Origin of the sequence: Streptomyces sp. NPDC051578 (assembly GCF_044454045.1) — a bacterium.
Lineage (GTDB): Bacteria > Actinomycetota > Actinomycetes > Streptomycetales > Streptomycetaceae > Streptomyces.
Window position 1 is genome coordinate 410,069 of record NZ_JBITDH010000004.1, and the last position, 17,103, is coordinate 427,171.

Sequence of the window (17,103 nt, forward strand, 5' to 3'; positions counted from 1 at the left end):
GACGTACCGCACCGGTTGGGCATGGGCCCGCGCCACTAGGCGTGCTTGCGCCGACCGGACGTGCTTGCGCCGACCGGACGTGCCTGCACCGACCGGACGTGCCTGCACCAGCGGGCATGTCGGCATCGGCTGGACGTACCGCACCGGTTGGGCATGGGCCCGCGCCACTAGGCGTGCTTGCGCCGACCGGACGTGCTTGCGCCGACCGGACGTGCCTGCACCGACCGGGCGTGCCTCGCACCAACTAGGCGCGCCTGCGCCGACCAGGCGTGCCTGCGCCGACCGGACGTGCCTGCACCAGCGGACATGTCGGCATCGGCTGGACGTACCCGCACGGGTTGGGCATGGGCCCGCACCGACCAGGCGTGCCGGCACCGACTGGATGTACCCGCGCCGACTGGGCGTGCCCCCCGCGCCAACCCGGCGGGCTGGCACTGACGGGGCGTGCCTACACCGACCGGCCTGGCCCGCATGGAGTGGGCGTGCTCACCCGACCGGGGCCCAGCCCGCACGGACTGATCGTGCCGGCACCGACCGGGCGTGCCCCGCACCAACCGGGTGTGCGCCCGCACAAGCCGGGCATGCCGGCACCCTCTGGGCGACACCGCACCGACTGGGCGTCCATCGGCACCGGCTGGCGCACGCACGCACGCACCGACCGGACGGGGCGCCGCCCGTGCCCCGCCGAACGGCGGCCCGTGCCCCGCCGAACGGCGGCCCGCACCCCGCACCCCGCCGCCCACGCCCCCCGCACCCGCCGCCCACGCCTCCGCCAAGTGGCTGCCCCCGGCCCCCCCAGCACGGCAGAAGGGCCCCGCCCCCCTCGGGGCAGGACCCTTCCGCTGTAAGCCCGTGGCGTGCCGCCGCGTCAGCGCGAGCGCTTCGCCAGTCGCTCCACGTCCAGCAGGATCACCGCACGCGCCTCCAGCCGCAGCCAGCCGCGCCCGGCGAAGTCGGCCAGCGCCTTGTTCACCGTCTCGCGGGAGGCGCCGACGAGCTGCGCCAGTTCCTCCTGCGTGAGGTCGTGCACGACGTGGATGCCCTCCTCCGACTGCACGCCGAAGCGGCGCGACAGGTCCAGGAGGGCCCGGGCCACGCGGCCCGGAACGTCGGAGAAGACCAGGTCGGACATCTGGTCGTTGGTCTTGCGCAGGCGTCGCGCCACGGCGCGCAGCAGTGCCGTCGCGACCTCGGGCCGGGCGTTCAGCCAGGGCTGGAGGTCGCCGTGGCCCAGGCCGAGCAGCTTGACCTCGGTCAGCGCGGTCGCGGTGGCGGTTCGCGGGCCCGGGTCGAACAGCGACAGCTCGCCGATCAGCTCGCCGGGACCGAGGACGGCCAGCATGTTCTCGCGGCCGTCGGGGGAGGTGCGGTGCAGCTTGACCTTGCCCTCGGTGACGACGTAGAGCCGGTCACCGGGGTCGCCCTCGTGGAACAGGGCGTCACCGCGTGCGAGGGTCACCTCGCCCATGGAGGCGCGGAGCTCCGCGGCCTGCTCGTCATCGAGCGCCGCGAACAGCGGGGCGCGCCGCAGAACGTCGTCCACGAGTCTCTCTCCTATGTCGACCAGCTCAAGGGGACCGCTCCCCATTTTGCCGGACGGCTGAAACAGTGCGATCAATCACAAGGATGCCGGACGTACGGGTGTGCTGGGTGGCTGGAGCCCCATCAGAGTGGTGTTACCTGAGGTCCGGGCGGCTGTCGGCGGCCGGCCTTAGGCTGGCCGGGTGTCCAATAAGCCGGTGAGAGCACAGGCCATGGGGTCCGCGGGAGTGACGGCGGCCCAGAATTCAGCCGTGGGCGAACAAGCCCCCGGAGCGTCGCCCTCGGAGGTTCCTCTGAGCCCCCAGGGCAAAGGTTCGACAAAGAAACAAGCGTCGGGTCGGCCCGCGAAGCAGACGGCCGGACCGACCGCGAAGCAGGCCCCCGGGCGGCCCGCCAAGCAGTCGAAGCCGGAGTCCCGCCTCGCGATGATCCGCAGGGCCCGCCGGATCAACCGGGAACTGGCCGAGGTGTACCCGTACGCCCATCCGGAACTGGATTTCCGCAACCCGTTCGAGCTCCTGGTCGCCACCGTCCTCTCCGCGCAGACCACCGACCTGCGCGTGAACCAGACGACCCCGGCCCTGTTCGCCGCCTACCCGACCCCCGAGGCCATGGCGGCTGCCGCGCCGGAGGATCTGGAGGAGCTGATCCGGCCGACCGGGTTCTTCCGGGCCAAGTCGCGCTCCCTCCTCGGTCTGTCGCAGGCCCTGTGCGAGAAGTTCGGCGGAGAGGTGCCGGGCCGGCTGGAAGACCTGGTGACCCTGCCCGGCGTGGGCCGCAAGACGGCCAACGTGGTCCTCGGGAACGCCTTCGGCGTCCCTGGGATCACCGTCGACACCCACTTCGGCCGGCTGGTGCGCCGCTTCAAGTGGACCGAGCAGGAAGACCCGGAGAAGGTCGAGGAGGAGATCTGCGCGATCTTCCCCAAGAGCGAGTGGACCATGCTCTCGCACCGCGTCGTCTTCCACGGCCGCCGGATCTGCCATGCGCGCAAGCCCGCCTGCGGCGCCTGCCCGATCGCCCCGCTCTGCCCGTCGTACGGGGAGGGCGAGACGGATCCGGAGAAGGCGCGGAAGCTGCTCAAGTACGAGAAGGGCGGCCAGCCCGGCCAGCGGTTGAGCCCGCCGGCGGACTACCCGGGCCTGCCCGCACCACCGCTGGGCGCCCCGGCGCCCTGAGTGGGAAACGCGGCGCCGCGAGGCGGGCCGCGGAGGAACGAAACCGGCGCCGGACCACGTTGAGCGGGTGTCGCCGTCGCCGGGGTGGACACGGATCCAGGGAGCAGGGGTGCCTATGACGCGGGGTACGAGGGACGAGAGCGTGACGGGCGCGCCGGTGGGCGCGTCGGAGGCCCAGGGTGATCAGTCGTACGTCGGCCCCCGCGGCGGCGTGACCCTGAGCACCCGGGGGCTTCCCGCCTGGCTGGGCCCAGTGGTCGAGGCCGCGCGCACGGTGCGGCCCCACCAGCTGAGCCGGTTCCTGCCCCCCGAGGACGGGCGGGGCCGCCAGTCCGCCGTGCTGATCCTCTTCGGCGAGGGCCCCCGCGGCCCGGAGCTGCTGCTCCAGGAACGCGCGGGGAGCCTTCGGTCCCATGCCGGCCAGCCCTCCTTCCCGGGCGGCGCCCTCGATCCCGAGGACGGCGATCCGCACACCACCGGCCCGCTGCGCGCCGCCCTGAGGGAGGCCCAGGAGGAGACCGGCCTCGATCCCGCCGGGGTCCAGCTCTTCGGGGCGCTTCCCCGCCTCTACATCCCGGTCAGCGAGTTCGTCGTGACCCCGGTGCTCGGGTGGTGGCGGGTCCCGACCCCGGTCGGCGCCGTGGACCCGGCGGAGACGGCCCGGGTGTTCACGGTGCCGGTGGCGGATCTCGCGGACCCGGCGCACCGTGTGACGGCCGTGCATCCGAGCGGTCATCTGGGCCCCGCTTTCACCGTCGAATCGGCTCTGGTCTGGGGTTTCACCGCCGGGGTGATCGACCGGTTGCTCCACTTCGCGGGGTGGGAGCGGGAGTGGGACCGCTCACGTGAGGTCACGATCGACTGGCGCGCATGAGACGGTGGCCCACGTGAACGTGCTGGACATCCTGTTGCTGGTCGCCGCCGTGTGGTTCGCGATCGTCGGCTACCGCCAGGGCTTCGTCGTCGGCATCCTGTCGGTGATCGGCTTCCTGGGCGGTGGTCTCATCGCCGTGTCCCTGCTGCCTTTGATCTGGGACCGGGTCACGGACGACGGCACCCAGGTGTCCACCACCGTCGTGGTGATCGCCGTCGTCGTGATCATCGTCTGCGCCTCGGTCGGCCAAGCCCTCACCACCCATCTGGGCAGCCGACTCAGACGCCACATCACCTGGTCCCCGGCCCGCGCGATCGACGCGACGGGCGGGGCGCTGGTGAACGTCGTCGCGATGCTGATGGTGGCGTGGCTGATCGGTTCCGCGCTCGCCGGGACCTCGCTGCCCACCCTGGGCAAGGAGGTCCGCAACTCCAAGGTGCTGCTCGGCGTGTCACGGGTCATGCCCGCGCAGGCGAACACCTGGTTCTCGGATTTCAGTTCGACCCTGGCGCAAAACGGTTTCCCCCAGGTGTTCAGCCCGTTCTCCAACGAGCCGATCACCGAGGTGAGGTCGCCCGATCCGGCGCTCGCCCGCAGCGGCGTCGCCGACCTCGCAAGGCGCTCGATCGTGAAGGTCGTGGGCACCGCGCCCAGTTGCAGCAAGGTGCTGGAGGGCACGGGCTTCGTGTTCGCGCCGGGCAAGGTCATGACCAACGCGCACGTCGTCGGCGGGGTCGCCGAGCCGACCGTGCAGGTGGGCGGCGAGGGCAAGCTCTACGACGGCAAGGTGGTGCTCTACGACTGGGAGCGTGACATCGCCGTCCTGGACGTGCCCAAGCTGAAGGCGCCCGCGCTGGAGTTCACCGACAAGGACGCGGTGAGCGGCAGCGATGCGATCGTGGCCGGCTTCCCGGAAAACGGTGCATACGACATCCGTGCGGCGCGCGTGCGCGGCCGGATCAACGCCAACGGTCCGGACATCTACCACCGCGGCACGGTCCGACGGGACGTGTACTCCCTGTTCGCGACGGTCCGCCAGGGCAACTCCGGCGGTCCGCTGCTGACGCCCGACGGCAAGGTGTACGGGGTCGTCTTCGCCAAGTCCCTCGACGACCCCGAGACCGGCTACGCCCTGACGGCGGACGAGATCCGCGACGACATCCGCAGCGGGAAGACCGCCCAGCAGCGGGTCGACAGCCAGGGCTGCGCGCTCTGAGCCTCGGCCCGGGCCGGGGGCCCGGGGGGCGTCCTACATCCGCGGATGGCGCAGCCGGGCCGATACCCAGCGGGCCCGGCGGCGCAGGATGCGCGGAATCCCGAGTCGAGGGTCGTGGCCGTCGCGGCCCTCCCTCTCGTGGGTGCCCGGCGCGGCGGCCGAGCGGCGTTCGTGTGCGGTGTCACCGTAGTCGTGCGTCCAGCCCATACTCCGAGCTGTGCCCGGGCCCCAAGGTCGGTAATCCCGTCCAGGGCGGCCAATTGGCCTATGCGCCGGGCAATTGAACGACCGTCATACAAGCGCACGGGGGATCGGCCGAGGGATCCCCCGGCAGCCGTCCCGCCGGGCTCAGCGGTCCGGTTCCGGGTCCTTGAGCCAGTTCACCAGCTCCGCCGAGAAGGCCGCGGGGTCCTCCTCGTGCGGGAAGTGACCCAGACCGTCGAACAGCCGCCAGCGGTACGGGGCTTCGACGTACTCCCCGGAACCGGCAGCGCTGCGCGTACGCATCACCGGATCGAGCGAGCCGTGCAGGTGCAGCGTCGGCACCCGCACCGGCCGCTTCATGCGCCGGTTGAACTGGAGACCGTCGGGCCGGGCCATCGAACGCATCATCCAGCGGTACGGCTCGATCGAGCAGTGCGCGGTCGACGGGATGCACATCGCGCGCCGGTACACCTCGACATCGGCGTCCTCGGGCGGCACCGGACCGGACCACTCCCGGATCAGCCGGCCCACCAGCGCCCCGTCGTCGGCGACGAGCTGCCGTTCCGGGACGAACGGCCGCTGGAACCCCCAGATGTGCGAACTCGCCCGGGTCTGCCCGAAGTCCGAGAGCATCGCCGCGCGCCAGCGGCGCGGGTGCGGCATCGAGGAGACCACCAGCCGGCGGACCAGCTTCGGCCGCATCACGGCCGCCGTCCAGGCGAGGTAACCGCCCAGGTCGTGCCCGACGAGCGCGGCGTCCGGCTCGCCGAGGGAGCGGATGACACCGGTGATGTCGAGCGCCAGGTTCGCCGGGTCGTAGCCGCGCGGCGTGCGGTCGCTGCCGCCCACCCCGCGCAGGTCCATCGCGACGGCGCGGTAACCGGCGTCGGCGAGGGCGGTCAGCTGGTGCCGCCACGTCCACCAGAACTGCGGGAAGCCGTGCAGCAGCAGCACCAACGGCCCGTCACCGAGCTCGGCGACGTGGAACCGCGCGCCGTTGGCGGCGACGTCCCGGTGCGTCACCTCTTTCCCGCCGGGGATGTCGAGCCGTACCGCCGAGGCGGCCGTGGGCGGGGGGCCGGAAGCCGGCGAGGGCGCTGTCATGAGGACGAGCGTGCCACACCCACAGCCTTGTCACTGACCGGGCGCGGGTGCGGCTTGACGGTCCCGACGACCGCCGCCGTCTGCTTCATGGAGGCGATGGACCTCTCCGGCGGCTTGACCTTCTTGAACTTCGAGACGGCCAGCATCGACGCCACCCCGGCGAGCAGCAGGAACGCGCCACCGACGATGAGGAAGGACCAGGCCAGCCCCAGCCCGAGGTTGTGGATCCCGTAGGCCGCGGCGAAGCTCAGCACCGGCAGGGAGAACAGGGCGAACACCCCTGCGATGGAGATGGCGGCCCCGCCGATGCCCGCGCGCTTGACGTCCTGGCGCAGCTCCGCCTTCGCGAGGGCGATCTCGTCGTGCACCAGGGCGGACATCTCGGCGGTCGCCGAGGCGACCAGCTGGCCGAGTGTGCGCTCGGCTCCTTCCACCCCTTGGTCCAACGCGCTCATCGCTCTCTCCCTACGTCGTCCGTCGTCGACGGCTGTCCTCCGTCAGTTCAGATCATGCCGGACGGTCGCGCTCTGCGCTGGACCCGGCCGCCGCTTCGTTTCCCGCGAGTGCCGCGGCCGCCGCCGCGAGGCGGCGGTGCTCCGCCGCCTTCTCCTCGTGGATGCGCGCCATGCGCAGGTGGTACTCGGGGTTGTCCAGTTCGTAGATGTCCGGGATGCCGTCGCGGTCCTCGTCGCGGTCCTCGGCCTCCGTCAGCGCCCGGTACTTGCGGTCGCGGAGCTTGAGCAGCACACCCGCGATGATCGCGGCTGTGAGCGAGCCGATCAGGACCGCGGCCTTGACCTCGTCGGTGAGCGTCTCGTCGCCCGCGAAGGCGAGTTCCCCGATGAGCAGGGACACCGTGAAGCCGATGCCGGCGAGCGAGGCGACCGCGAGCACGTCCGGCCAGGCGAGGTCCTCGTTCAGTTCGGCCTTGGTGAAGCGGGCGGCCAGCCAGGTGCCGCCGAAGATGCCGATCGTCTTGCCGACGACCAGGCCGAGCACCACGCCGAGGGTCTCCGGCCGGGTGAAGACCTGGGCGATCGCCTTGTCGGAGAGGGAGACGCCGGCGGCGAACAGGGCGAAGAGGGGGACGGCCAGGGCCGCCGAAAGGGGCCGTACGAGGTGTTCGATGTGCTCCCCGGGGGAGGCGTCTTCGCCCTCCTTGCGGCTGCAGCGCAGCATCAGGCCCATGGCGACGCCCGCGATGGTGGCGTGGACCCCGCTGTTGTACATCAGGCCCCAGATCACGAGGGCGAGCGGGACGTACACGTACCAGCCGCGGACGCCGCTGCGGAGCAGGAACCAGAAGAGCACCAGGCCGGCGACGGCGCCGCCGAGCGCCGGGAAGTCGATGTCGCTGGTGAAGAACACCGCGATGATCAGGATGGCGAAGAGGTCGTCCACGACCGCGAGGGTCAGCAGGAACGCGCGCAGGGCCGACGGCAGGGAGGTGCCGATGACCGCGAGGACGGCGAGCGCGAACGCGATGTCGGTGGCGGTCGGGACCGCCCAGCCGTGCCTCGAACCGTCGCCGAGGAGGTTGACCAGTACGTAGACCAGCGCGGGCATCACCATGCCGCTGAGGGCGGCGATCACCGGGAGGGCGGCAGCCTTGGGGTCGCGCAGGTCGCCCGCGACGAGTTCGCGCTTGAGCTCGATGCCGGCGACGAAGAAGAAGACCGCGAGCAGGCCGTCCGCCGCCCAGTGCTGGAGGGAGAGGTCCAGGCCGAGCGAACCGGGGCCGATGTGGAACGACCGCACGCTGTCGTAGGCGCCCGCGATCGGGGGGACGTTGGCCCAGACGAGTGCGGTGATCGCGGCCACCAGCAGGAGCACACCGCCGACGGTTTCGGTCCGCAGGGCGTCCGCGACGAAGCGGCGCTCAGGCAGCGAGAGCCGGCCGAGCAGCTTGCGGCTCTGGTGGTCGGTGGGGCTGGGCGCGGCCACGTGAGGCACCTCCGGGGCGGTTGGACGGCATGGCGAAGCTCGTTGCCGACCAGACTTCCCGGCGCACCCTGGGTAATTCTTTACGTCCTTCGTACTTTACAGGGAGCGCGCAAGGGCGTATCCGGCGATCTTCACTTTATGCGCGAAAGGGTCATCCGGCGCGTCGCACCGGATGACCCTTTGGCAGCGTCAGGGATGGCTGCGCCCGTCTTCCGACCCGCCCCGCCTGCTCAGCGCGGCCCCGGCCGGGGCCGCGCTTCGCCTGCTCGGTCGGTCCAGGTCGGGGCCTCGCTCCGCCCGGCTCAGTCCTTGCCCGGCTCAGTCCTCGCTGCCGGCGGCCGGCAGCTTGCTCTGGATCAGGTCCATGACGGAGGAGTCGGCGAGCGTGGTCACGTCACCGACGGCCCGGTTCTCCGCCACGTCCCGCAGCAGACGGCGCATGATCTTGCCCGAGCGGGTCTTCGGCAGCTCCTGCACCGGCAGGATGCGCTTGGGCTTGGCGATCGGGCCGAGCGTCGCGCCCACGTGGTCGCGCAGCTCGGCGACCAGGGTCTGCGTCTCGGACGCGCTGCCGCGCAGGATGACGAAGGCGACGATGGCCTGGCCGGTGGTCTCGTCGTTCGCGCCCACCACCGCCGCCTCGGCGACCGAGGGGTGGGAGACGAGCGCGGACTCGACCTCCGTGGTCGAGATGTTGTGGCCGGAAACCAACATCACGTCATCGACCCGGCCGAGCAGCCAGATGTCGCCGTCCTCGTCCTTCTTCGCGCCGTCGCCCGCGAAGTACTTGCCCTCGAAGCGCGACCAGTAGGTGTCGATGAACCGCTGGTCATCACCCCAGATGGTGCGCAGCATCGCCGGCCACGGCTCGGTGAGCACCAGGTAGCCGCCCCCGCCGTCGGGGACCTCGCGGCCCTCGTCGTCCACGACCGTGGCGCCGATGCCCGGAAGGGCGCGCTGCGCCGAACCCGGCTTGGTCTCGGTGACGCCCGGGAGCGGGGAGATCATCATGGCGCCGGTCTCGGTCTGCCACCAGGTGTCCACGATCGGGCAGCGATCGCCGCCGATGTTCTTGCGGTACCAGATCCAGGCCTCGGGGTTGATCGGCTCGCCCACCGAGCCGAGCACCCGCAGGCTCGACAGGTCGAACTTCGCGGGGATGTCGTCGCCCCACTTCATGAACGTCCGGATCGCGGTCGGCGCGGTGTAGAGGATGGTGACGCCGTACTTCTGCACGACCTCCCAGAACCGGCCCTGGTGCGGGGTGTCCGGGGTGCCCTCGTACATCACCTGGGTGGCGCCGTTGGCGAGCGGACCGTAGACGATGTAGGAGTGCCCGGTCACCCAGCCGATGTCGGCGGTGCACCAGTAGACGTCCGTCTCCGGCTTGAGGTCGAACACCGCGTGGTGGGTGTACGAGGCCTGCGTCAGGTAGCCGCCGGAGGTGTGCAGGATGCCCTTGGGCTTACCCGTGGTCCCCGAGGTGTACAGGATGAACAGCGGGTGCTCGGCGTCGAAGGCCTGCGGGGTGTGCTCCGTGGACTGGCGGTCGACGATGTCGTGCCACCAGACGTCGCGGTCCTCGGTGAAGGCGGTGTCCTGTCCGGTGCGGCGCACGACGAGGACGTGCTCGACCTGCGGGCACTTGGCGACGGCCTCGTCGATCGCGGGCTTGAGGGCGCTGGGCTTGCCGCGGCGGTAGCCGCCGTCGGAGGTGATGACCAGCTTGGCGTCGGCGTCCTGGATGCGGGAGGCGACGGCGTCGGCGGAGAAACCGCCGAAGACCACCGAGTGGGCGGCGCCGACGCGTGCGCAGGCGAGCATCGAGACGACCGCCTCGGGAATCATCGGCAGGTACACCGCCACCCGGTCCCCGGCCCGCACGCCCAGCTCGGTCAGGGCGTTGGCGGCCTTGGAGACCTCGTCCTTGAGCTCGGCGTAGGTGATCGCGCGGCTGTCGCCGGGCTCACCTTCGAAGTGGAGGGCGACGCGGTCGCCGTTGCCGGCCTCCACGTGCCGGTCGACGCAGTTGTACGCGACGTTCAGCTTGCCGTCCGCGAACCATTTGGCGAAGGGCGGGTTGGTCCAGTCGAGCGTCTGCGTCGGCTCGGTGGCCCAGGTCAGCCGCCGGGCCTGCTCGGCCCAGAAGCCCAGCCGGTCCGCCTCGGCCTGTGCGTACGCAGCCCCTGTCACGTTGGCAGCGGCGGCCAGGTCGGCAGGGGGAGCGAATCGGCGCTCCTCCTTCAACAGGTTGGCCAGGCTTTCATTGCTCACGACATCTCCCTTTCCCAGGGTGTCCGTTGTGTCCCCGGGCATAGCTCATCAGTCAGCGGCCCAGGTGACAAGGGGTAGCCGAAAATTGGTTTAGACCTATAACACGGCTGAGCCCATGCCGATGACCCCTTCCCGCCGCGTCGCACAGCGCTTCACGGCGCGGTGCGGGTGCGGTGCGGGAAGGGGCCACGCAGTGGCACGGATACGGGAGGTTATCGGTTCGTGAGCACCGCGGGCCTCGGCGTGGCCGATTCCGTACGGTGCGGGGCGGACGGGGCGGGGCGGGTGTCGGTCGGGGTCGGGGGCCCGAGCGGTCAGGCGTGGCCGCCGATGCTGTCGAAGACCCGGCAGTCGAAGAAGTCGTCACCCCCCGACAGCAGGTAGGCCTGGGCCTCGCCCACGTGGAAGTACATCCCGTGCAGCTCCAGCGTGCCCTCGGCCAGCCGTCTCGCCACCGATTCGTGCGCCCGCAGGTGCTCCAGCTGCTGGACGACATTGGTCAGGCACAGCTGCTCCACGGCGTCCGCCGGCAGCCGGCCCGCGATCCGGGCCCAGGGGTGGTGCCGGCTCGTCATCCGCTCCAGGCTGGGCAGCCCGTGCCGCAACCAGCGCCGCAGCGGGGTCATCGGCGCGTCCGGGTTCGAGTTCAGCAGCGCCTGCATCGCGCCACAGCCCGAGTGCCCGCACACGGTGATGCTGTCCACCTTGAGCACGTCCACGGCGTACTCGATCGCCGCCGCGACCGAATCGTCCGTGGCCTCCGCACCCGGCAGGGGGACCAGGTTGCCGACGTTGCGGACGGTGAAGAGGTCGCCCGGTCCGCTGGCCGTGATCATGCTGGTCACCAGCCGCGAATCGGCGCAGGTGAGGAACAGCTGGGACGGCTGCTGCCCTTCGCGGGCGAGCCGGGCCAGCTCGTCCCGCACGTGCGGTGCGGTGTCCCGCTGGAAGGCGCTGATCCCGCTGGCCAGTTGTCCGGCTCCGCGCCGCCGGGACTCCGTCACGGCGGTCGCCCCCGCCGGGCTGGGCGGCGTACGGTCCTCCTCGCGCCCGGCGGCGCGGTGGTCGCAGTGGTTCTTCCAGGGCGTCCACGGGCGGCAGCAGTGGTGCGCCCCGCGCAGATCTCCTCCCGGTCCGGCCGGCGCATCGCCGTCGGCCCGGCCGCTCCCGGCGGCCCGCGGCCCGGTACGGCCCGTCACCTCGACCGAACCGCCGTGCGCGACATGCGCGTCCTGCCAGTCCTGGAGCGTCTCGAAGGCGGCGTGGTCCATGAACGAGCCGTCGAGCTCGATCACCGCCTGGGCCTCGTGCGGGATCTGGTTCAGCACCCGGCTCAGTCGCGGGACGGCGAGGAACGTCAACTGCCCTCGCGCCCAGACACGGTGGACGCCCTCCAGCTCTTCCACCGTGATCCGCGTCCGCGCGAGCCGGTGGAGGGCGACCGCCACGGCCACCGCGATGCCGATGGCGACCCCCTCCAGGACGCCGCCGAGGACCACGGCCGCGATCGTCGTCACGTAGACCAGGATTTCGCGGTGCCGGGTGACGGTGCGCACGTGCGTCGCGCTCACCATCTGCACCCCCACCACCATCACCAGCGCGGCGAGCGAGGCGAGCGGGATCAGGTCGAGCACCGGGACGAGCAGCCCGGCGGCGAGCATGATCCACAGGCCGTGGAGCATCGACGCCCGGCGGCTGACCGCCCCGGCCCGGACGTTCGCCGCGCTGCGTACCGCCCCGCCGGCCACGGGAAGTCCGCCCAGCGCTCCGGAGAGCACGTTCGCCGCGCCCTGCCCGCGCAGCTCACGGTTGAGATCGGCGCGCGGCGGGCGGCTGCCCCTCGTCCGGGCGGAGGCGGTGAGCTTGTCGGTGGCCACGGCGGACAGCAGGGACTCCACACTGCCGACCAGCGTGACCGTCAGTACGGCGGCGATGATGCCCAGCACCGGTCCCTCGGGCAGCTCGGGTAGTGCGTGGCTGCGCCAGGAGGGCAGGTCCACCCGGGGCAGGTGCAGTCCGGACACGGTCGCGAAGGCCGTGGCGGTCGCGACGGCGGCGAGTGCGGCGGGCACCTTGCGCAGGGCCCGCCCGGCCCGCCCGGGCAGTCGCGGCCAGCCGAGCAGCACGACCAGCGTCAGCACGCTGATGCCGACCGCGGCGGGATGCAGGTTGGCCAACTGGGCCGGCAGCCCCCGGACATTGGCGAGGACGGAGCTCTGCGGGGTGCCGCCGAGCACGATGTGCAGCTGGGCCAGCGCGATGGTCACCCCGATGCCCGCGAGCATGCCGTGCACGATGGCCGGGCTCACCATGAGCGCCGACCGGGCGGTGCGCAGGAACGCGAGCCCGAGCTGGCAGCAGCCGGCGAGCACGGTGATGGCGCAGGTGGTGCGCCATCCGTAGCGCTGGATCAACTCGGCGGTGACCACCGTGAGTCCCGTGGCCGCGCCGCTCACCAGGAGCGGTGCGCCGCCGAACCGTCCGGCCACGATCCCGCCGGCCGCCGCGGCGACCAGTCCGGCCTGGAGCGGGGCGCCGGTGGCCAGCGCGATGCCGAGGGACAGGGGCAGCGCGATCAGGAAGACCGCGACGGAGGCTGAGAGATCGGCGGACAGGCCTGCGGGCAGCCCCTTGCCCGATCGACGGCTCGGGCGACTGCCCGGCCGCAGGTTGCGGGGCCGGTGGCCGGTGGCCGGCGAGTCGGGGGCGGAGTTGGCGGCTGATGGGTCGGTGGCGGAAGTGGCTGTCATGGGTCCCGTCTCCTCTGAGGAGGGATGAAGCGGCGGGAGTCAACACTCGGTAAATGAATGGTAATGGAGAGTAAAGAACGAGGGGAGGGAATGAGGGCAAACGGCCGAGTAATTAGCCCTCAGGAGTGATTAAGCATTTTGTCCGGCTTGTCACATCATCTTCAAAGCAGACCGCATGGGACGGTGCCGCCCGGAAGTCCCGCGAGGGAACTGCGAGGGAGAGGTGTGCGGATGATCGCCGCTACGAAGAAGATCGCCGGCGGCCTGGTCGCCACGGCCCTGGTCCTGTGCGCCGCCGGGTGCGGAAGCTCGGAACCCGCCAAACCCCCTGCTCTCGGGGGTCCGAACGCCAAGAAGGGCGCCGTGCCGGAGGTTGCCCCCGGCAGTGTCAACCGGCTCATCGGCGACGGCTCGACCGCGTACACCGGCCGGCAGCCGAACGTACAGCAGCCCCAGAAGCTCAAGCCAGGTGAAAAGCCCCCGCAGTTCGTCGTCTTCTCCTGGGACGGCGCCGGCGAGGACAGTCAGAAGCTCTTCTCCCACTTCCGCGAAGTGGGGAAGGAGTACAACGCGCGGATGACCTACTTCCTCAGCGGCCTGTACCTGCTGCCGGAGGAGAAACGTTCCCTCTACACCGCCCCACAGCACGCCCCGGGCCGCTCCGACATCGGCTTCGGTGACCCACAGGGCATCAAGGACACCGCCACCCAGGTCCGCTCGGCCTGGCTGGAGGGCAACGAGATCGGCACCCACTTCAACGGCCACTTCTGCGGCCCAGACGGCGGCGTGGGCACCTGGTCCGTCGAGGAGTGGAAGAGCGAGATCAACCAGGCGAAGACCTTCGTCAAGAACTGGAAGACCAACTCGCCCGAGCTCAAGGGCATGGAAGCGCTCCCCTTCGACTACGACAAGGAACTCATCGGCGCCCGCACGCCCTGCCTCGAAGGCCAGAAGAACTTCATGCTGGCGGCGAAGGACATGGGCTTCCGGTACGACTCCAGCGGCATCAGCAAGCAGATCTGGCCGAAGAAGACGGACGGCCTCTGGGACATCCCGCTCCAGCTGGTGCCCATGCCGGGCCGGGCGTTCGAAACCCTGAGCATGGACTACAACTACATGGTCAACCAGTCCGGGACGACCACGCAGGGCGACCCCTCGCAGCACGCGTACTGGGGCGAGCAGATGCGCGACGGCCTGCAGAAGGCCTTCGACCGCGTCTACCAGGGCAACCGCGCGCCGCTGATCATCGGCAACCACTTCGAGTCCTGGAACGGCGGCACCTACATGAAGGCCGTCGAAGACTCCATCAAGTCGATGTGCACGCAGAAGGAGGTCCGCTGCGTGCCGTTCCGCGAGCTGGCCGACTGGCTGGACGCCCAGGACCCCAAGGTCCTGGAGTGGATGCGCACCCTCGACGTGGGCGAGGCGCCCAAGGAGGGCTGGACGAAGTTCCTGACGGCGGGGCCGCCGGCCAAGCCGGCCGCCCCGGCCGAGGTCAAGCCGGCTGCGGGGCCGGCCGAGTCCGGTTCGGACGAGGGCTGACCAGCCCCTGCGAGTCGGCGGGGCGCGCCTCGTCGAGGACGAAGCCGGGGTCGATCTGCTGCGCGAGGTCGGCCCCGGTCTTGGCGTTGCCCCAGCTCTCGGCGTTCTTCAAGTGGAAGTGGACCATCTGCTGGGTGTACCGGACCCAGTCGCGGTCGGCGTACGAGTCCTCTGCGGCGTCCTGGAGCACCTGCAGTGCCAGCCGGTTGCTCGCCTCCAGCAGCTCGAACGCGGCCGGCCGCCCCTTCTCCAGCGACCGGACCCAGTCCGAGTGGCCGAAGGTGACCAACAGGTCGTCGCCCACCTCGTCCTGGAGGAACTCGATGTCCTCGGGCCCCTGCACCTTGTTCCCGATCACCCTGAGGGCGACCCCGTAGTCCCGGGCGTACTCCTTGTACTGGCGGTAGACGGACACGCCCTTGCGGGTCGGCTCGGCCACCAGGAAGGTCATGTCGAAGCGGGTGAACATGCCCGAGGCGAAGGAGTCCGAGCCGGCGGTCATGTCGACGACGACGTACTCGTCGGGGCCGTCCACCAGGTGGTTCAGGCACAGTTCGACCGCGCCGACCTTGGAGTGGTAGCAGGCCACGCCGAGATCGGCCTCGGTGAAGGGGCCCGTGGCCATCAGCCGTACGGGGTCTCCGTCGAGCAGTACCGGGCGCGCGCACGCGTCGTACACCGGGTTGTCCTCGATGATCCGCAGCAGCCGTGAGCCGCTTCCGGGCGGGGTCGTCTTGATCATGGTGTCCGCAGACGCGATGCGCGGGTTGGACCCGCGCAGGTAGTCCTTGATCATCGATAGGTGCGCGCCCATGGCGGGCAGTGCGGCGGCCTCGTCCTCGCTCAGCCCGAGCGCGACGCCGAGGTGTTGGTTGATGTCGGCGTCCACCGCGACGACGGGGGCTTCGTTGGCAGCGAGGTGGCGGATGAAGAGGGCCGACAGCGTGGTCTTGCCGCTGCCGCCCTTTCCCACGAAAGCGATCTTCATGTTCACCAAGCGTAGTGGATCGGTTGCTTTGAGTGCCCTGAGGGAGTGAAGAAGACCACTCCAAGGAGGGGTCGGTGCTATGGGGGCGCAGTGCGTAGGCTCCTTACTTATGAGTAGCGCTGCTGACCCGCTGGCCCCACTGGCCGGGCTGCCGGGTGTCGCCGATTCCGTGGATTCCGTACGCAAGGCCGTGGACCGGGTCTACGGGCACCGGGTCATGCGCCGGCGCGGCGGCGAGATCACATCGGAGGCCGCCCTGCGCGGGGCGAGGGCCAGCGCGGCGCTGTCCGGGGCTGACTGGGCGCTGGAAGAGGTGCGCCGCCGGACCGACTTCGGCACGGAGGAAGAGGCGCGCACGGTGGGCGCGGCCCTGCGGCTGACGGCCGAGGCCGGTCAGCTGCTGAGCATCTGGCGCCAGTCGCCGCTACGGGTCCTCGCGCGGCTGCACCTGGTGGCCTCGGGCTCCACCCTTGCGGCGGGGATCGACTCTCCCGGGCGCGCGGGCGGGGGCGACACGGTGGGGCGGCCGCGGCTGGCGGGCGAGCCCGTGGACGAGCCGCTGATCGAAGCCCCCCTGCCCAGCGCGGAGGAGGTCGCGGGACGGCTGGACGGCCTGTCCCGACTGGTCATCGCGGGAGGCTCCGCCCCGGCGCTGATCACCGCGGCGGTCGTGCACGGCGAGCTGCTGGCGCTGCGCCCCTTCGGTACGTACAACGGACTGGTTGCGCGGGCGGCCGAGCGCATCGTGCTGATCAACAGTGGCCTCGACCCGAAGGCGATCTGCCCGGCGGAGGTGGGCCACGCGGAACAGGGCCCGGAGGCGTACGTGGCGGCCTTCGAGGGCTACGTCTCGGGCACCCCGGACGGGATGTCGGCCTGGATCGCCCACTGCGGGCGGGCCGTCGAACTGGGAGTGCGCGAGTCGACGGCGGTCTGCGAGGCGCTCCAGCGCGGCGCGGCCTGACGGGGCGCGTTTGCCGTGGACCTGGGGGCCGGGGCCGGGGGGTGAGGGCCGGGGCTGCGGCCCGGCGACTGACGGGCGGCGGGCGGTGGGGGGTAGGCGGCGGGCGGAAGAGTCTCGGGAAGTCTTCCGAACAGGGTTGCGGCGACACCGTACTGCTTTGGTGTCGCCGCTGGCATTCCCGCCGGGTTACCAAGCGTCCTCGATGATGCCCATCAAGCCGGGAACTTGCCCTTGGCCTGGTGCGGCTGGCCCGTAATCGACGGGTCGACGTCGCGTGGGTGCTCGGCGTTCCTGCTTCGGTCCGTGGGCCTTACTGCGTTTTAAAGATGATCCTCTCGGATGTTCTTTGGTCTCGCGGGCCGTTGACTCCTTTGTACTCCGCTTCCGAGAGGAGCGAAACCCCTGGCCTCACTTCTTTACCTTTCTACGCGTTCCGGGATATTCCGGACGCTTGGATCGGGCAATACGGGAGCCTTACTGCGGCGGCCGGAGCGCCGGAGCGCCGGAGCCGCCAGCACCCGGC

General features: G+C 71.1%; 13 protein-coding genes. 5 read left to right on the forward strand and 8 right to left on the reverse strand.

Annotated features, from left to right (window positions below; genetic code table 11):
• Nucleotides 1-868: 868 nt before the first annotated feature.
• Nucleotides 869-1,543 carry a Crp/Fnr family transcriptional regulator gene (locus ACIA6C_RS21045; RefSeq protein WP_003981529.1) on the reverse strand — a complete coding sequence of 225 codons (675 nt, stop codon included), beginning with the start codon at nt 1,541-1,543 and terminating at the stop codon, nt 869-871.
• 181 nt (nt 1,544-1,724) lie between these two features.
• On the opposite strand from ACIA6C_RS21045, the gene nth reads away from it, so the two are divergent.
• The 3 genes from nth (at nt 1,725) to ACIA6C_RS21060 (ending at nt 4,810) form a co-directional block, all read left to right on the forward strand.
• Complete coding sequence (nth, locus tag ACIA6C_RS21050; RefSeq protein ID WP_399277832.1) at nt 1,725-2,720, forward strand: endonuclease III; 996 nt, start codon at nt 1,725-1,727, stop codon at nt 2,718-2,720.
• Between the two features lie 115 nt (nt 2,721-2,835).
• Nucleotides 2,836-3,594 (forward strand): NUDIX hydrolase, encoded by a 759-nt coding sequence (locus ACIA6C_RS21055; protein WP_399277834.1) that lies wholly within the window; start codon nt 2,836-2,838, stop codon nt 3,592-3,594.
• 13 nt (nt 3,595-3,607) lie between these two features.
• Nucleotides 3,608-4,810, forward strand: coding sequence for a MarP family serine protease (locus tag ACIA6C_RS21060; protein ID WP_366079679.1), 1,203 nt, complete (start codon nt 3,608-3,610; stop codon nt 4,808-4,810).
• Between the two features lie 33 nt (nt 4,811-4,843).
• Here ACIA6C_RS21060 and ACIA6C_RS21065 read toward each other — a convergent pair whose 3' ends face one another.
• From ACIA6C_RS21065 to ACIA6C_RS21090, 6 genes are all read right to left on the reverse strand, one after another.
• The gene (locus ACIA6C_RS21065) at nt 4,844-5,017 is read right to left on the reverse strand and encodes a hypothetical protein (RefSeq protein ID WP_190186021.1); all 174 of its coding nucleotides are present in this window, start codon (nt 5,015-5,017) and stop codon (nt 4,844-4,846) included.
• A gap of 141 nt (nt 5,018-5,158) precedes the next feature.
• Complete coding sequence (locus ACIA6C_RS21070) at nt 5,159-6,118, reverse strand: alpha/beta fold hydrolase (protein ID WP_399277837.1); 960 nt, start codon at nt 6,116-6,118, stop codon at nt 5,159-5,161.
• Entirely contained in the window at nt 6,115-6,573 is a 459-nt protein-coding gene (locus ACIA6C_RS21075; RefSeq protein ID WP_399277839.1) for a phage holin family protein, read from the reverse strand. The genes ACIA6C_RS21070 and ACIA6C_RS21075 overlap by 4 nt, the downstream gene beginning before the upstream one ends.
• A 52-nt stretch (nt 6,574-6,625) precedes the next feature.
• Complete coding sequence (gene nhaA / locus ACIA6C_RS21080; protein WP_399277841.1) at nt 6,626-8,062, reverse strand: Na+/H+ antiporter NhaA; 1,437 nt, start codon at nt 8,060-8,062, stop codon at nt 6,626-6,628.
• A 318-nt stretch (nt 8,063-8,380) separates the two neighbouring features.
• A complete protein-coding gene (gene acs / locus ACIA6C_RS21085; protein WP_399277843.1) occupies nt 8,381-10,378 on the reverse strand; it encodes an acetate--CoA ligase in 1,998 nt (665 codons plus the stop codon).
• Nucleotides 10,379-10,650: 272 nt separating this feature from the next.
• Complete coding sequence (locus ACIA6C_RS21090; RefSeq protein WP_399277845.1) at nt 10,651-13,086, reverse strand: SulP family inorganic anion transporter; 2,436 nt, start codon at nt 13,084-13,086, stop codon at nt 10,651-10,653.
• Nucleotides 13,087-13,317: 231 nt separating this feature from the next.
• Here ACIA6C_RS21090 and ACIA6C_RS21095 point away from each other — a divergent pair, with 231 nt between their 5' ends.
• Nucleotides 13,318-14,628: a hypothetical protein gene (locus ACIA6C_RS21095; RefSeq protein ID WP_399277847.1), complete on the forward strand. Its 1,311-nt coding sequence runs from the start codon at nt 13,318-13,320 to the stop codon at nt 14,626-14,628.
• On the opposite strand, the gene ACIA6C_RS21100 is transcribed toward ACIA6C_RS21095, so the two are convergent.
• Nucleotides 14,582-15,616, reverse strand: a complete 1,035-nt coding sequence (locus tag ACIA6C_RS21100; protein ID WP_399277849.1) for an ATP-binding protein — start codon at nt 15,614-15,616, stop codon at nt 14,582-14,584. The genes ACIA6C_RS21095 and ACIA6C_RS21100 overlap by 47 nt on opposite strands.
• 109 nt (nt 15,617-15,725) lie before the next feature.
• Between ACIA6C_RS21100 and ACIA6C_RS21105 the strand changes: the two genes are divergently transcribed.
• Nucleotides 15,726-16,580: an oxidoreductase gene (locus tag ACIA6C_RS21105; RefSeq protein ID WP_399277851.1), complete on the forward strand. Its 855-nt coding sequence runs from the start codon at nt 15,726-15,728 to the stop codon at nt 16,578-16,580.
• The last annotated feature ends 523 nt before the right edge of the window (nt 16,581-17,103 follow it).

Coding starts and splice junctions, on each gene's coding strand:
- ACIA6C_RS21055 (WP_399277834.1), top strand. CDS start 2,836: ATGACGCGGGGTACGAGGGACGAGAGCGTGACGGGCGCGCCGGTGGGC.
- ACIA6C_RS21065 (WP_190186021.1), bottom strand. CDS start 5,017: ATGGGCTGGACGCACGACTACGGTGACACCGCACACGAACGCCGCTCG.
- ACIA6C_RS21070 (WP_399277837.1), bottom strand. CDS start 6,118: ATGACAGCGCCCTCGCCGGCTTCCGGCCCCCCGCCCACGGCCGCCTCG.
- ACIA6C_RS21075 (WP_399277839.1), bottom strand. CDS start 6,573: ATGAGCGCGTTGGACCAAGGGGTGGAAGGAGCCGAGCGCACACTCGGC.
- acs (WP_399277843.1), bottom strand. CDS start 10,378: ATGCCCGGGGACACAACGGACACCCTGGGAAAGGGAGATGTCGTGAGC.
- ACIA6C_RS21090 (WP_399277845.1), bottom strand. CDS start 13,086: ATGACAGCCACTTCCGCCACCGACCCATCAGCCGCCAACTCCGCCCCC.
- ACIA6C_RS21095 (WP_399277847.1), top strand. CDS start 13,318: ATGATCGCCGCTACGAAGAAGATCGCCGGCGGCCTGGTCGCCACGGCC.
- ACIA6C_RS21100 (WP_399277849.1), bottom strand. CDS start 15,616: ATGAAGATCGCTTTCGTGGGAAAGGGCGGCAGCGGCAAGACCACGCTG.
- ACIA6C_RS21105 (WP_399277851.1), top strand. CDS start 15,726: ATGAGTAGCGCTGCTGACCCGCTGGCCCCACTGGCCGGGCTGCCGGGT.